The 15381-nt window shown below is 33.4% G+C and carries 13 protein-coding genes; 8 read left to right on the top strand and 5 right to left on the bottom strand.

The window, feature by feature from the left end:
• The first annotated feature begins 98 nt into the window (after positions 1-98).
• On the top strand, positions 99-284 hold the full coding sequence (locus Q1B37_RS04830; protein WP_299896084.1) for a hypothetical protein: 186 nt from the start codon (positions 99-101) through the stop codon (positions 282-284).
• Between the two features lie 97 nt (positions 285-381).
• Here the strand turns inward: Q1B37_RS04830 and Q1B37_RS04835 are convergent, their stop codons facing one another.
• The gene (locus Q1B37_RS04835; RefSeq protein WP_299896087.1) at positions 382-1146 is read right to left on the bottom strand and encodes an alpha/beta hydrolase; all 765 of its coding nucleotides are present in this window, start codon (positions 1144-1146) and stop codon (positions 382-384) included.
• A gap of 127 nt (positions 1147-1273) precedes the next feature.
• On the opposite strand from Q1B37_RS04835, the gene Q1B37_RS04840 reads away from it, so the two are divergent.
• Entirely contained in the window at positions 1274-3151 is a 1878-nt protein-coding gene (locus Q1B37_RS04840) for a peptidase M61 (protein WP_299896089.1), read from the top strand.
• A 56-nt stretch (positions 3152-3207) separates the two neighbouring features.
• On the opposite strand, the gene Q1B37_RS04845 is transcribed toward Q1B37_RS04840, so the two are convergent.
• The 3 genes from Q1B37_RS04845 to Q1B37_RS04855 form a co-directional block, all read right to left on the bottom strand.
• Positions 3208-4932 carry an NAD(P)/FAD-dependent oxidoreductase gene (locus Q1B37_RS04845; protein ID WP_299896092.1) on the bottom strand — a complete coding sequence of 575 codons (1725 nt, stop codon included), beginning with the start codon at positions 4930-4932 and terminating at the stop codon, positions 3208-3210.
• A 135-nt stretch (positions 4933-5067) separates the two neighbouring features.
• Entirely contained in the window at positions 5068-5526 is a 459-nt protein-coding gene (locus Q1B37_RS04850) for an SRPBCC domain-containing protein (RefSeq protein WP_299896095.1), read from the bottom strand.
• The gene (locus Q1B37_RS04855) at positions 5519-5848 is read right to left on the bottom strand and encodes a metalloregulator ArsR/SmtB family transcription factor (protein ID WP_299602025.1); all 330 of its coding nucleotides are present in this window, start codon (positions 5846-5848) and stop codon (positions 5519-5521) included. Before Q1B37_RS04855 ends, Q1B37_RS04850 begins: the two co-directional genes overlap by 8 nt.
• A gap of 190 nt (positions 5849-6038) precedes the next feature.
• Between Q1B37_RS04855 and katG the strand changes: the two genes are divergently transcribed.
• Positions 6039-8252, top strand: coding sequence for a catalase/peroxidase HPI (katG, locus tag Q1B37_RS04860; RefSeq protein ID WP_299896098.1), 2214 nt, complete (start codon positions 6039-6041; stop codon positions 8250-8252).
• Between the two features lie 112 nt (positions 8253-8364).
• Here katG and Q1B37_RS04865 read toward each other — a convergent pair whose 3' ends face one another.
• Positions 8365-8886, bottom strand: a complete 522-nt coding sequence (locus Q1B37_RS04865) for a GNAT family N-acetyltransferase (RefSeq protein ID WP_299896101.1) — start codon at positions 8884-8886, stop codon at positions 8365-8367.
• Between the two features lie 228 nt (positions 8887-9114).
• On the opposite strand from Q1B37_RS04865, the gene Q1B37_RS04870 reads away from it, so the two are divergent.
• From Q1B37_RS04870 to Q1B37_RS04890, 5 genes are all read left to right on the top strand, one after another.
• Positions 9115-10968, top strand: a complete 1854-nt coding sequence (locus Q1B37_RS04870) for a DNA topoisomerase IV subunit B (protein ID WP_299602017.1) — start codon at positions 9115-9117, stop codon at positions 10966-10968.
• A gap of 36 nt (positions 10969-11004) precedes the next feature.
• Complete coding sequence (locus tag Q1B37_RS04875) at positions 11005-13674, top strand: DNA gyrase/topoisomerase IV subunit A (protein WP_299896104.1); 2670 nt, start codon at positions 11005-11007, stop codon at positions 13672-13674.
• A gap of 374 nt (positions 13675-14048) precedes the next feature.
• Positions 14049-14606: an RNA polymerase sigma factor gene (locus tag Q1B37_RS04880; protein ID WP_299896107.1), complete on the top strand. Its 558-nt coding sequence runs from the start codon at positions 14049-14051 to the stop codon at positions 14604-14606.
• A gap of 22 nt (positions 14607-14628) precedes the next feature.
• Positions 14629-14925, top strand: coding sequence for a hypothetical protein (locus Q1B37_RS04885; protein WP_299896110.1), 297 nt, complete (start codon positions 14629-14631; stop codon positions 14923-14925).
• Positions 14926-14927: 2 nt separating this feature from the next.
• Positions 14928-15380 carry a hypothetical protein gene (locus tag Q1B37_RS04890; protein ID WP_299896113.1) on the top strand — a complete coding sequence of 151 codons (453 nt, stop codon included), beginning with the start codon at positions 14928-14930 and terminating at the stop codon, positions 15378-15380.
• The last annotated feature ends 1 nt before the right edge of the window (position 15381 follow it).

Raw genomic sequence — 15381 nt, forward strand, 5'->3', positions numbered from 1 at the left:
AGTGATAATTCATGAAAACAGACTAGTTGTTATAGATTGCTGATTTTTTTTTAATCAATATTTATATCTTTGAATCATTAATAACAAATTGAAAGGGAATGAAAAATACAAAGTTAGATCTTCAAAAATTTACAGTAGCTAGATTAGACAACATGAATGCTATAAAAGGAGGTAGTAATAATACATCTACAACATCTACAGATGAGGATAGTCTTCCAACTGAAACATCTTTAGCAAGTTTACAATCAAGTTTACAGTGTATAATTACAAGAAACAACGAATAAGAATTAGTGTTTATTGTAAAAACATGACCAAGATTCCGTTGCTTAACTGTAGCGGAATTTTTTGTTTCCATAATTCTAGACTATTTCTGCCCCGAATTTATAAATTTAGGACAAAGTCAACCGTTTTTTCGATAACCATGTTTGGTGCTTCCTTATGTGGTGTATGACCTATATTGGGAATGATAAGAGATATGGATATTCCTTGCGTTTTTGTAATGATATTCGTTACCTGATCTAAAGTTCCATATTCATCTTTTTCTCCTTGAATTATAAGAGAAGGACAGGTGATATGTTTTAAGTAGTCTTCTATATTCCAGTTAGCGAAGGTAGGAGAGAGCCAGGTTTCTGTCCACATACTAAAGACCGCATCTGTGTTTGAACCGTGATATTTGGTTAGTTTTTCTCTAAGGTTTGTGGTATCGTAAGCAAGTTTAGCTTCTCTTATTCCATCTAACGTTTCTTTTTCTACAAATACATGAGCGCCTTCGGTAATAATACCAGATATTCTATCTGGATATAATGATGCAGCTAATAAAGCAATGCTTCCTCCATCACTATGACCAAATAGAATTATTTTATTGAGTTTTAAATGATCAATAAGTTGTAGTAAAGTATCAGCTTCTTTTTTTAAATAGTCTTGGGCTCTTTTATTCTCTGAAAACGGATCTGACTTGCCATATCCCTGACGATCATAAGATAGTACATTATAATCAGTTCTTTTTTTGATTTTTTCAGGAAAATCTCTCCATAGTTCTATACATCCTAATGAATCGTGTAAGAATATTATGGTTGGTTTGGAAGTGTCTAAAGTTTCTGGATTGCAAGAAAGCCTTATACGATGTGTATTGATAAAAATGTCCAAATGCAAAATTTGTAAGTAAATAATGATCAAAAATAGGTTAAAGTCTATACAAATTATATATTTTGCAAGATCAAAGTTGTAACACCTCATTATTTTTGACGTTTACCATAATAAATATTTAAAATACATGAAAAAAGTACTAGTTGCGGTCTCTACCAGTTTATTGTTAGTAGGATGTGGTTCTATGAATACATCGAAAGATGTAGCTTCTAAAACACCTATAGTTGCGAAAGTTGATCTTACCGAAGTTACCGATGATAAAGTTCCTATGACTATTAATCCAGGTCGCTTTACGCAAGATACAATAAACTATTTTTTACCTAAAGTAGTGCAGGGAACATATGCTGTTAGTGATTTTGGAAAGTTTATCGATAATTTCAGAGCTTTAGATTATAATGGAGCGGAATTATCAACTAATAAGATTGATGATAATACTTGGCAAATTGCTAATGCTACACAATTAGATAAAATTGTGTATTTGGTAAACGATACCTATGATATTGAAAATACAGGTGTTGGTACTCCTTTCTCGCCATCAGGTACTAATATAGAATCTGATAATTTTGTATTGAATTTACATGGGTTTATCGGTTACTTTGATGTATTGAAGAATAATCAATATGCTATAGAAGTAAAAGCTCCGTCCGATATGCAAAGGACTTCTGCATTACCGAATGTAGGTACAGAAAAAAGTGAAGAGGGATCTATTACTACAGATAAGTATTTTGCTTCTCGGTATTTTGAAGTTACAGACAATCCAATGATGTATGGTAAATTAGATGTAGAAGAATTTGAAGTAGGAGGGATTAAAATTGTTTTAAGTGTATATTCTCCAAATAAAACATACTCGGCAGCAGGTATAAAAGAAACTGTTTTTAAAATGATGGAAGCCCAAAAGAAATATTTGGGAGATATTGATAGTACACCTAGATATGATATCTATTTGTATTTAGCTTCACAATCTCAATCTGCTCCTACAGGTTTTGGAGCGTTAGAGCACCATACTTCTACCGTAGTAGTGTTACCAGAGGCTATTCCTGAAGATGCTTTGGCATCTGCTATGATTGATGTGGTGTCTCATGAGTTTTTTCATATCGTAACTCCCTTAAGTGTGCATTCCGAAGATGTTCATTATTTTGATTACAACAATCCTACTTTTTCTAAGCACTTATGGATGTATGAAGGAGTCACAGAATATTTCGCAAGTGTTTTTCAGGTAAATCAAGATCTTGTTTCTGAAGAGGAGTTTTACACGAAAATGATGGGTAAAATAGATTCTGCAAGTTTGTTTGATGATGCTATGAGTTTTACTGAAATGAGTGAAAACATATTGAATGAGCCTTATGCTAAGAACTATGCGAATGTATATGAAAAAGGAGCTTTAATAGGAATGTGTATTGATATTCTCATGCGTGAAGAAAGTGATGGAAATCGTGGGATCTTATCTCTTATGAAAGAACTTTCTTTAAAGTATGGTAAAAATAAACCGTTTGAAGATGATAAAATTATTGATGAAATAGTAGCGATGACCTATCCGTCTATAGAAAAGTTTTTAACCACCCATGTTATAGGAAAAACTCCTATTAACTATAATGAGTTTTTTGAGAAAGTAGGACTTTCTATGGGAGTTAAGGATATCGAGACGGATTATGTAAGAAATGGCAATAATATTATTGTCGGTGGAGATCAGGATAAAGGGACTATATTTTTTACAGAGGATGTTGCAGAAAATAGTTTCTGGGCTACAAATGGAGTGAAACCGTTTGATGTTATAAAAGAGGTAAACGGAACTGCCTTAACATTAATAAATGCTAATTCTGTATTGCAAAATACACTACAATGGAAAGTGGGCGATGATGTAGAGGTAAAATTGGATAGAGGAGGCGAGGAAATTTTAATAAAGACAAAATTAACAAAGTCTTATACTAAAGGAAAAGCATTAAGTAGTCTTGAAAACCCAACAGAAAAACAATTAAAGCTTAGAGAAGCTTGGTTAAAAGGATAATAAAAAAAGCGGGTCAATAAATAGGACCCGCTTTTTCTTTTCTATTTGCTAGTATGCTAAGAAAAACCATCAACACCAGCTGCCAAGCGATCTCGTTTCACTTTTATCTTTTTTAGCATCCATTCTGGATATTGAGAATCGTCTTCGGCTTCATATATTTTTATTTCCTGTGATTCATCAGGGACCAAAAGATCATCTTGTCTACATTTTAATATTTTTGCGGCAGTTTCAACACCAGAGTACCCAGCTCCAGCTACCCCATGTGATAAAACACTCGCACCACATAAATATAAATTTTCTATTTCGCTTTTAGCTTTATAAGAAAATGGGCCTATTTGCCAAAAGCTCTTTTCCGTTCCGTAAACACAACCATTAGTAGAGTTTATATAGTATTCATTCGTAATAGGAGTTCCTAATTCTTTCTGTACGATCTTCTCTCGTACACCTGGGATTACTGTTTCTAAAGTGCGAATCATCTTTTCTGTTAATTTAGCTTTAAAATTCAGATATGCTTTAGATCGTCTACGATCTTCATTTTTGAACTCGTTAAATGATTCGTGATTGATATAGGTAATAGCTTCAATCGTATGATAGCGTCCATCAAAACTAATAGGATCTTTTAATGTAGTACAACTGATAAACATACCTGGGAAAGTATCTCCTTCTAATATGTTTATTTTTTGTGTATCCTCAAATAAAGTATCTAAATCTTCATGCTGCATTAACCAGATATTCCCAGAGTCTAAACCAGCTTTACGAACATCCATATCAACGGTTAGAAATAACATTAGTGAAGTACAGGAATACTTAGTTTTACCAAGACGTTTATTTAGTTTTTTACTAATATTTTCCTTTCCAATCAAGTCTATAAATGTCTTTTGTGGATCAGCATTAGAAATTACTTGTTTTGCTAATATTTTTTCTCCACTTTCTAATTGTACTCCAATAGCTCTTTTTTTTCTATTGCCTTCTAATAAAATTTTAGAAACCTTTTTACTTGTTTGGATGTTACCATGATGCTTTTTTAAAGCTTTAGTCATTGCTTTTACCAATGCGCCACCGCCACCTACAGGATAGTAGCCTCCACTAGAATAATGCCCCATTACAGCAGCGTGTAATGGAAAGCTGGCTCTCGATGGCGGTAATCCGTGATCACCGATTTGTATATTAAGCACCGCTTTTAATAGAGGGCTTTTGATGTGTTTGTTAATTACTTTGCGTAAACTGAAAACACTATATTTACCCATGTTTTTTGTTCTAAAAGGAATAGTGATATGTTGCCAGAATCCTTTTACTTTAGGGATTAGTTGTAGTTCGTAGCTCACATCGCTTACTAACTTTAGATAAGAAGCAATTCCCTTTCGTTCTTCTGGAAACTGTTCGGATAATACTTCTTTTATATTATCATAACCTGCGGGCATATCAATACGATGTTTCCCGATCCAACAATGTTCATAAGCTTCGGGATTCATTCTAAAGAAAGAGACGTCGTTTGCTATACCTAATCCTCCATATAAATCGCTTGTAGATTCGCCTTTATTCAATAATCCTACATAATGTACGCCAGGAGTAAATCTGTATCCATTGAGATAGAAACTATGACACCATCCACCAGGAACATCATGTTGTTCTAGAACTAAAACTTTTTGACCTGCACGTGCTAAACAAATAGCAGATGCAAGACCACCAGCGCCAGATCCAATAATTATTGTGTCGTATTGTTTTGGATCATTTTCGTTAGATTTTATCACTTCACCGTCTTTATCAATAGATTTAATCACCTTGATTATGTATTTAGTTTTCCAGCATTTTTTGTTAAAGGTATCGTTTTTTTAGTTTAGTAAAGAATTATAATAGAAAGTATGCAAGATTTGCTAGTAGTCTATCGTAGAAATGTTTTGGTATATTGGTTATAGTTAAGCGTTATCAGAAGCTTCTACAAATACTTTCAATCTATCAAATACAGATCCCCAACCATTCATGAAGCCCATTTTTTCTTGTTGCAGACAATATTCTTCAGTTTTATGAACTACATTAAATGTAAAATTTGTTTTTTCTCCATCCTTTTCAAATAGTGCTTGTAACTCTACATCTTCTGTCATAGGTTTAAAATCTGCTGAAGAAATTATTTTCTCGTGAGTTATGATTTCTTTATAAATACCTTCAGATATAAACTCGCTGCCATCTGGCATTTCCATAGCATACTTCCAGGTACCATTTACTTTAAAGTTGTGTTCTATGACTTTTGTTTTCATACCCTTTGGTCCCCACCACTGAACAATATGTTCCGAATTGGTCCATGCTTCCCAGACAAGTTCAATAGGAGCATTAAAAGTTCTTTTTAATGATAATGTACGTTTGTTTAAATCACTCATTGTTTTTGGTATTAGATTGTAGTTTATATAAATAGTCTTCAAAAGAGTCTAATCTGTCCTCCCATAAGTTTTTGTATTGTTCTATCCATAAGAATGCTGGTAACAAATTTTGTGGTTGTATAAGGCAGTAACGTTCTCTTCCTTTTTTGGAAATGGATATGATACCACATTCTTCCAGTATTTTTAGATGTTTAGAAATGGCAGGGCGACTTACATCAAATTTTTCTGCAATAGCATTTACGGATAAAGTTTGATTTGCTAGAATAGAAATTATATTTCTTCTAATGGGATCTGCTATTGCCTGAAAAACGTCTCTTCTCATTTGAAATGTAACTGAATGGTTACAAATTTAATTGTAACCGTTTGGTTACGCAAATTTTTAACAGAGTTTTTAAAGTTTATAATTAGGTATAAAGATTATTGATTGTGATGTTGTTTAAATATATGGAAAATCTATACAATATAGAACTGTAAATGGCTAACTTTGGAAGTATACTTTAAAACTCTATATTATGAATAACACGAAAAGCTATGGTATAAATAGCCAAGGGGATATTAGTAAGTGTCCATACATGGGAGGACCTCAAAAGCATACTGCGGGTCATGGAACGACCAACAGAGATTGGTGGCCAAACGAATTAAAATTAAATGTTTTAAGACAGCATAATTTAAAATCAAATCCATTAGGAGATGAATTCGATTATGCAAAAGCTTTCAACAGTCTGGATTATTATGCTTTAAAGAAAGACTTGATGGATTTTATGACTGAGTCACAAGATTGGTGGCCAGCAGATTATGGTCATTATGGAGGTTTAATAATACGTATGGCATGGCACAGTGCCGGAACCTACAGAGCTGGAGATGGGCGAGGTGGAGCTTCTTCAGGATCGTTAAGATTTGCACCATTGAATAGTTGGCCCGATAATGGTAATCTGGACAAAGCACGTTTGTTGTTGTGGCCAATAAAGAAGAAGTATGGAAATAAAATTTCTTGGGCCGATTTAATGATTTTAGCAGGTAACTGTGCTATAGAGTCTATGGGGCTAAAAACCTTTGGTTTTGGCGGAGGAAGAATCGATGTGTGGGAACCAGAACAGGACATCTATTGGGGGTCTGAAAAGGAATGGTTAGGTAACGATGCTCGTTTTTCTGAAGGTAGAGATAATTTAGAAGCTCCTCTTGGAGCTGTTCATATGGGGTTAATATACGTAAATCCAGAAGGGCCAGATGGTACTCCAGATCCTTTGGGTTCCGCTGAAGATATGAGAACTACTTTTAGACGAATGGCAATGAGTGATGAAGAAATTGTAGCATTAACCGCTGGAGGGCATACTTTTGGTAAAGCTCATGGAGCAGCAGATGCTGATCAATATGTGGGAGCAGAACCGCACGGAGCTGCTATTGAAGAAATGAGTACTGGTTGGAAAAATACGTACGGATCAGGAGTGTTAGATGATGCAATTACCAGTGGATTAGAAGGTGCATGGACTCCAAATCCTGATAAATGGGATCATGATTATTTTAAAGTATTATTAGATTATGAATGGGAATTAACTAAAAGCCCTGCTGGAGCTCATCAATGGGCACCAAAAGCCGATTCAGGAGCTCCAACAGCACCAACGGCTGGGGATCCTTCAAAGAGACAAGCATTAATGATGACCGATGCTGACATGGCTTTAAAAATTGATCCCGAGTTTTTAAAGATTTCTAAACATTTCAGAAACAATCCCGAAGATTTAGAAGATGCATTTTCTAGAGCATGGTATAAATTAACGCATAGAGATATGGGGCCGATTTCACGTTATTTAGGACCAGAAGTTCCTAAAGAAGAATTGATTTGGCAAGATGTTGTTCCGAAAGGGAAGATGTTAAATGAATCGGAGATTTCTTCTTTAAAAGAGAGTATCATCGATTCTGGACTAACAACTTCACAACTAGTTACCACAGCGTGGGCATCTGCATCAACATACAGGGATTCTGATAAAAGAGGAGGAGCTAATGGTAGTCGTATTCGTTTAGAACCACAAAAAAGTTGGGAAGCGAATAATCCAGCTGAATTAGCTAAAGTGTTAGATGTTTATGAAACAATTCAGAAGTCTTTTTCTGGAGATGTGTCTATAGCTGATTTAATTGTTTTAGGTGGTAGTATTGGAGTAGAGATGGCTGCTAAAGAAGCTGGTTTTGAAATAACAGTTCCCTTTACTAGTGGTAGAGGAGACGCAACGCAAGAACAAACAGATATTAGTTCTTTTGATTATTTAGAACCTCAAGCTGATGGTTTTAGAAATTATATTCATAAAGATCAAACATCCTCAGCTGAAGACTTATTAGTAGATAGAGCACAACTACTAACGCTTTCTATTCCAGAAATGACAGTTCTTGTTGGGGGATTACGAGTATTAGGAGTAAATTATGATGGTTCTCATCACGGTGTTTTTACGGACAATATTGGTGTATTAACGAATGATTTCTTTAAAAACATACTTGATTTTACGTATACCTGGAAAGCAACTTCTTCTGATGATACTCTATTCGAAGGTAGTGATCGTAGAACAGGGCAGGTTAAGTTTACAGGAACTAGAGCAGATCTTATTTTTGGTTCTAATACAGAATTAAGAGCCGTTGCAGAAGTTTATGCGTCTGATGATGCTAAAGAAAAATTTGTGCAAGATTTTGTGTCTGCTTGGACAAAAGTGATGGATTTGGATAGGTTTGATATCAAATAGAAATGAAATTGAAAAATTGAATATCCTAAAAAGGTGGTCTTCTTAAAGGTCACCTTTTTTATTTCTAATCAATTTTGGTATGTAGATAAGAAATGTTTTGGACTAATCTTATTTATGGATTGAATTCTGATTTCGTGATCTTGTAATATGATGAATTAATGATTCCTTCACAGCTTCCTTTTTTCCAAAATTTCATACCTATTTTTTCCAATACTCTTATCGAAGCGCTATTTTCATGCGCAGCTCTTCCAATAATTTCATGAAGTTGTAATTCATGAAAACCATAGGTTAATGTCGCTTTGGCCGCTTCTGTAGCATATCCCTTATTCCATTGGTCTTTGTAAAAACGAAACCCCAAATCAATTAGATCTTCTTCATTTCTCTTAAGTCCGCACCATCCGATAAATTGATTCGTGGGTTTTAATAGTACAGCCCATCTTCCATAACCAACGCTACGATATTGTTGTTTTTGATAGTTTTTTAGGAATGTGATTGTATCTTCTACATTTGCAAATGCTTGATCACCAGTAAATTTTAGCACTTCTGGATCCGAATTAAGGTCGAAGAAATCCTGAGCATCATCAAGAATGAATTCTCTTAGTATAAGTCTTCTGGTTTCTGTGATGTGTTTCATTAGGATAAAGATTGGTAATTTATAAATAAATACAAAATGTTCTATAAAGTATAATAAGGTCTGAAATGGTATTTCAATTTTAATGATTTTTAAGGTATTTATTAGTTACTTGGTTGTCTGTCAAATAATCAACAAAAACTAATTCAGAATTGTTAATTACTTTGTAGTTGGGGTATTTTAAAATCGTAAGTGAAATCTTATATTAGCAAGCATTCTACCCAAAATTTTATGAGTCAGGAAACAAAATATACCGAAGATAATATACGATCCCTCGATTGGAAAGAGCATATCCGTATGCGACCAGGGATGTATATAGGGAAACTAGGTGATGGATCTTCAGCAGATGATGGAATCTATATTTTACTAAAAGAAGTACTTGATAATTCTATTGATGAATATGTCATGGGTGCTGGTAAAACCATAGAAATTTCTATACAAGGTGATAAGGTAATTGTTAGGGATTACGGTCGTGGGATTCCTTTGGGAAAAGTAGTTGATGTAGTTTCTAAAATGAATACAGGAGGTAAGTATGATTCCAGAGCATTTAAGAAATCGGTAGGTCTGAATGGAGTTGGTACTAAAGCGGTAAATGCTTTGTCTACATATTTTAGGGTAGAATCTACAAGAGATGGAAAATCTGCTTCTGCAGAATTCGAAAAAGGAAACCTAACGAATCAGGAAAAATTAGAAGAAACCTCTAGAAGAAAAGGAACCAAAGTATCTTTTATACCAGATGCTTCGATTTTTAAGAATTATAAATATCGTACCGAGTACGTAACAAAAATGCTTAAAAATTATGTGTATCTAAATCCTGGATTAACCATAATTTTTAATGGAGAAAAATATTTTTCTGAAAACGGATTAAAAGATTTACTTTCAGATAATATCAATCAAGAGGATCGTTTATATCCAATTATTCATTTACTGGGTGAGGATATAGAGATTGCGATTACACATAGTAAAACTCAATATAGCGAAGAATATCATTCTTTTGTAAATGGACAGCATACTACACAAGGGGGAACTCATCAAGCTGCATTTAGGGAAGCGGTAGTAAAAACGGTAAGAGAGTTTTATGGAAAAAATTACGAAGCAAGTGATATTCGTAAGTCTATCGTTGCTGCGATTAGTTTAAAAGTTATGGAACCAGTTTTTGAAAGTCAGACAAAAACCAAATTAGGTTCCACCGAAATGGGGGGTGATTTTCCAACCGTAAGAACATATATAAATGACTTTGTAAAAACGAAACTGGATAATTTTCTACATAAAAATTCTGATACAGCTGAAGCATTACAACGTAAGATACTGCAGGCAGAACGAGAAAGAAAAGATTTATCCGGTATTCGTAAGTTGGCTAGAGAAAGAGCAAAAAAGGCCAGTTTGCACAATAAAAAATTGAGAGATTGTAGAATTCACCTTACAGATAGTAAAAAAGATAGAAACTTAGAGAGTACTTTGTTTATTACGGAGGGAGATTCTGCAAGTGGATCGATAACAAAATCTAGGGATGTAAATACACAAGCTGTATTTAGTTTACGTGGAAAACCACTAAACAGCTACAACATGTCTAAAAAGATTGTGTATGAAAACGAAGAATTTAATCTACTGCAAGCTGCATTGAATATAGAGGAGTCCCTAGAGGATCTCAGATATAATAACATCGTAATAGCAACTGATGCCGATGTAGATGGGATGCACATACGTTTGTTATTGATTACATTTTTCCTTCAGTTTTTTCCAGAGGTCATTAAAGAAGGACATCTATATATATTACAGACGCCTTTATTTAGAGTACGAAATAAGAAAGAAACTATTTATTGTTACTCAGAACAGGAAAAGAAAGATGCAATTGAAAAATTATCTGGGAAGCCAGAGATTACTCGATTTAAGGGATTAGGAGAAATATCTCCGGATGAATTTGTTCATTTTATTGGAGATGATATTCGTTTAGATCCTGTGATGCTAGATAAAGAAAAGTCTATAGAAGAATTATTGTCTTTTTATATGGGTAAGAATACACCGAGTAGACAGGAATTTATTATAGAAAATCTGAAAGTAGAATTAGACGCAGTAGAAGATTAATCCAAAAGGAATACAAAAAGTGCCCCGTAAAAAGGTATGGATATAGAAAACGAAAACGAAGAATTGCATAATGAATTAAATCCAGAGGATCATCAACCTCAGGAAGTGATTACCAAAGTTACTGGAATGTATAAAGACTGGTTTCTGGATTACGCTTCATATGTAATCCTAGAGAGAGCAGTACCAGCAATTGAAGATGGACTGAAGCCAGTACAAAGAAGAATTCTTCATTCTATGAAGGATTTAGATGATGGTCGGTATAATAAAGTAGCTAACATTGTTGGTCATACTATGCAGTATCATCCTCATGGAGATGCTAGTATTGCAGATGCGATGGTACAGATTGGTCAAAGAGACTTACTAATCGATATGCAGGGTAACTGGGGTAATATTCTTACTGGTGATAGAGCAGCAGCTTCTCGTTATATCGAAGCACGTTTATCCAAATTTGCTTTAGACGTTGTGTATAATCCTAAAGTTACGGAATGGCAATTATCGTATGATGGTCGAAAGAAAGAGCCAATAAATCTTCCGGTAAAATTCCCATTACTTTTAGCGCAAGGAGCAGAAGGTATTGCGGTAGGATTAAGTACTAAGATTCTTCCTCATAATTTTATTGAATTAATTGAAGCCTCGATAAAGCATTTATTAGGAAAGCGTTTTACTATTTTACCAGATTTTCCTACGGCCGGAATTGCCGATTTTACAAACTATAATGATGGTAATCGTGGTGGTAAGGTTCGGGTACGTGCAAAGATTTCTCAGTTAGATAAAAACACATTGATTATAAGTGAGATACCATTCACTACTACAACTTCTAGTTTAATTGATTCAATCCTAAAAGCAAACGATAAAGGGAAGATAAAAATCAAAAAAATAGAGGATAATACTGCAGCAGATGTAGAGATTTTGGTACACCTACCAAGCGGTATTTCGCCAGACAAAACTATTGATGCATTATATGCATTTACCAATTGCGAAACATCGATTTCCCCACTGGGTTGTGTTATCGAAGAGAATAGTAGGCCAAATTTTATAGGAGTTTCTGAAATGCTTAAACGCTCTACCGATCATACGGTAGAATTATTGAAGAGGGAATTAGAAATTCAATTAAATGAACTACAAGAGCAGTGGCATTTTGCTTCTTTAGAAAGAATTTTTATTGAGAATCGTATTTACCGTGAAATTGAAGAAGAAGAAACCTGGGAAGGTGTAATTCAGGCAATTGATAAAGGGTTGCAACCTCATATCAAACATTTGAAAAGACCTGTTACAGAAGATGATATTGTACGTCTAACTGAAATTCGAATTAAAAGAATTTCAAAGTTTGATATTGATAAAGCTCAACAAAAGATAGAGGCTCTTGAAGAAGATATTGCACAAGTAAAACATCACTTAGAGTATTTAGTTGAATATGCAGTGTCTTATTTTAAAAGACTGAAAGAAACATATGGTAAAGGTAGAGAGCGCAAAACAGAAATCAGAATTTTTGATGATATAGAAGCTACAAAGGTAGTAATCAGAAATACAAAGCTTTATGTGAACAGGGAAGAAGGTTTTGTAGGTACATCTTTACGAAAAGATGAATATGTAACGGATTGTTCGGATATTGATGATATTATCTGTTTCATGGCAGATGGTAAAATGATGGTGACCAAAGTAGGGTCCAAAACATTTGTAGGGAAAGATATTATTCATGTAGCTGTATTTAAAAAGAAAGACAAAAGAACTATTTATAATATGATCTACCAAGATGGTAGAGGTGGAGCTTCTTATGTAAAGAGATTTGCGGTTACAAGTGTTACAAGAGATAAAGAATACGATCTAACACAAGGAAAGAAGAGTTCAAAAATTACGTATTTCACAGCTAATCCCAATGGCGAGGCAGAAGTAATTACCATTTTCTTGCGTCAGGCAGGGAGTATCAAGAAATTAAAATTTGATCTTGATTTTTCTGATTTATTAATAAAAGGAAGAGGTGTAAAAGGTAATATTGTTACTAAATATAACATCAAAAAAATCGAACTGAAGGAGCAAGGCGTTTCAACGTTAAAACCTCGTAAAATTTGGTTCGATGAAACAGTAAGAAGATTGAATGTTGATGGAAGAGGAGATTTATTAGGAGAATTTAAAGGTGAAGATAGGCTGCTGATTGTTAATCAAAAGGGTATTGTAAAGACGATAGTTCCGGAAATAACAGTTCATTTTGATTCAGATATGATCGTTTTGGAGAAATGGAAACCTATGAAACCTATTTCTGCAATATACTGGGATGGTGAAAAAGAACGATATTATGTAAAACGATTCATAGTAGAGAATTCGGATAAGGAAGAAAGTTTTATCTCTGACCATCAGAAGTCATTCTTAGAAATTGTCTCCACAGATCATAGGCCAGTAGCAGAAGTTGTTTATAATAAAATTAGAGGTAAGGATCAAAAACCAAATGATGAAATTAGTTTAGAGGATTTTATTGCTGTAAAAGGAATCAAGGCACAAGGAAATCAACTGACTACGGAGAAGGTGAGGCAGATTAATTTATTAGATCCATTACCCTATGAAGAACCAGAAGATGTGCCAGCAGAAGAAATTGAAGTGGTAGAAGAAGAGGCTGTGGATGGTGACATAAAAAATAAGGAAACAGGAAATGGAGTAACACTTGATAATACTGAAGATGACGGCGACGGAGAACAAACTTCTTTGTTTTAAAGATCTTAATTTTAAGTATTTACAGGTTTTATGTAAACTATTACTTTATATTTTAAAATATGTTAATTATAATATTAATAAATCCCGTGTTTATATGATACGGGATTTTTTGATGTAATAGTTTGGGCTAGATAGATTCCCTTCTTCGGGTTTAAAAAAGGATAACTTTATTTGATTTTAAAGTAAATAAAAGTTTATTTGAAATCAGATAATCTAGGTATTTGTAAATTTTTAGAAATTAGAAATTATAGTAAATTTTATTTCGTTCTTTTCTGCAGTAATATTTTCATTAGCAACAATTAGCTTTGAGTAGAGTTTATTTATATACTAGATAGGTCGGATAATGATTTATTTAAACGTAAAACATAAACTTATTGAAAAGTGAAGTTGAGATTATTGAAGCTATTATTGATGGGGACGAAAAAGCCTTAGCTACACTGTATACTCTATATTCAGAAAAAATTTACAATACAGCACTTAGCTACACTAAAATAGAGGAAGATGCAGAAGAAATTACGCAAGATGTTTTTTTAAAAATTTTTAAAAATGTTTTAAAGTTTAAGAGGGAATCTTCATTAAATACATGGATTTATCGTATTACAGTGAATACATCACTTAATTATTTAAAAAAAAAGAATAGATTTAAACTATTCAATAATCGGTTAATTAACTCTCAATCTATTGATTTTCATCACCCAGGCGTTTTATTAGAAAATAAGGAGAAAGCAGCGATACTTTATCAGGTAATTGATTGTCTTTCTAAAAATCAAAAAACAGCTTTTATTTTAAGTTATATTGAAGGACTCCCTCGACAAGAGGTAGCGGATATTATGGAAACTTCTTTAAAAGCGGTGGAATCTTTATTACAGCGTGCGAAAAAGAAAATGAAGTCAGAATTAGAAAAAATTTATCCCGATAGAAGGAAATCGTAAAATTAATTGTCTAAAAAGCAATATGGATGAAGAAAAAGAAAAATGGGTAGAGGCTATCTTTCAAAGTATGAAAGATAGTCGTAGGGCATCGCCAAAACCTGAACTGTTATCAAAAATCAATGAACGAATTCATTTTGAACAAGTTGATTTTGTTCCTTTTACTAAGTTGTGGTATGCTTTAGTAGCCGCTATTTTTGTTCTTTTGGTTAATTCGATAGCACTGATTTATTATGTTCAAAATCAGCCATTAAATCATAAAGAAAGAACATTTATGAACGTTTATAATGAGTCTTTAATTAACTCGTATCAAATTTATTAATTATGAATAATAAAAGAGTTTACAATTTCGTGATCATAGGTTTGGTAGTACTTAATATTATTCTTCTAGCCTTTCTTTTAATCAAACCACCTCAACCTATTGAGAGATCTTCGCCTAAGAACTTTCGATCTGAAATAGTAAAAACACTACGTTTGAATGATTTGCAAGAATCTCGATTTCATGATTTAGCTGATGAGCATAAACAAAAAATGGCTGATATAGATGAGGAAAAGGTGAAACTGCTTTATCCTTACTTTGAGAGTCTTTCAGACACCTCATTGGTTATAAACAAGGATAGTATTTTAAATCAATTGCAACAATATGAAAGAAAGAAAATTGAATTAACATATCTTCATTTTAAAGAAATAAAAGAGCTTTTGACAAAGGAGCAATTAGTTGATTTCGATGCTTTTATGAGTAAAGTTGTTAATCGTTTATCAGGGAGTAGAAAATAAT

Origin of the sequence: uncultured Aquimarina sp. (assembly GCF_947492965.1) — a bacterium.
GTDB lineage: Bacteria > Bacteroidota > Bacteroidia > Flavobacteriales > Flavobacteriaceae > Aquimarina.

Bases quoted from the DNA above. Each gene is read 5' to 3' on its own strand.
- Q1B37_RS04830 (WP_299896084.1), top strand. From the start codon at position 99: ATGAAAAATACAAAGTTAGATCTTCAAAAATTTACAGTAGCTAGATTA.
- Q1B37_RS04840 (WP_299896089.1), top strand. From the start codon at position 1,274: ATGAAAAAAGTACTAGTTGCGGTCTCTACCAGTTTATTGTTAGTAGGA.
- Q1B37_RS04850 (WP_299896095.1), bottom strand. From the start codon at position 5,526: ATGAGTGATTTAAACAAACGTACATTATCATTAAAAAGAACTTTTAAT.
- Q1B37_RS04855 (WP_299602025.1), bottom strand. From the start codon at position 5,848: ATGAGAAGAGACGTTTTTCAGGCAATAGCAGATCCCATTAGAAGAAAT.
- katG (WP_299896098.1), top strand. From the start codon at position 6,039: ATGAATAACACGAAAAGCTATGGTATAAATAGCCAAGGGGATATTAGT.
- Q1B37_RS04865 (WP_299896101.1), bottom strand. From the start codon at position 8,886: ATGAAACACATCACAGAAACCAGAAGACTTATACTAAGAGAATTCATT.
- Q1B37_RS04870 (WP_299602017.1), top strand. From the start codon at position 9,115: ATGAGTCAGGAAACAAAATATACCGAAGATAATATACGATCCCTCGAT.
- Q1B37_RS04875 (WP_299896104.1), top strand. From the start codon at position 11,005: ATGGATATAGAAAACGAAAACGAAGAATTGCATAATGAATTAAATCCA.
- Q1B37_RS04885 (WP_299896110.1), top strand. From the start codon at position 14,629: ATGGATGAAGAAAAAGAAAAATGGGTAGAGGCTATCTTTCAAAGTATG.
- Q1B37_RS04890 (WP_299896113.1), top strand. From the start codon at position 14,928: ATGAATAATAAAAGAGTTTACAATTTCGTGATCATAGGTTTGGTAGTA.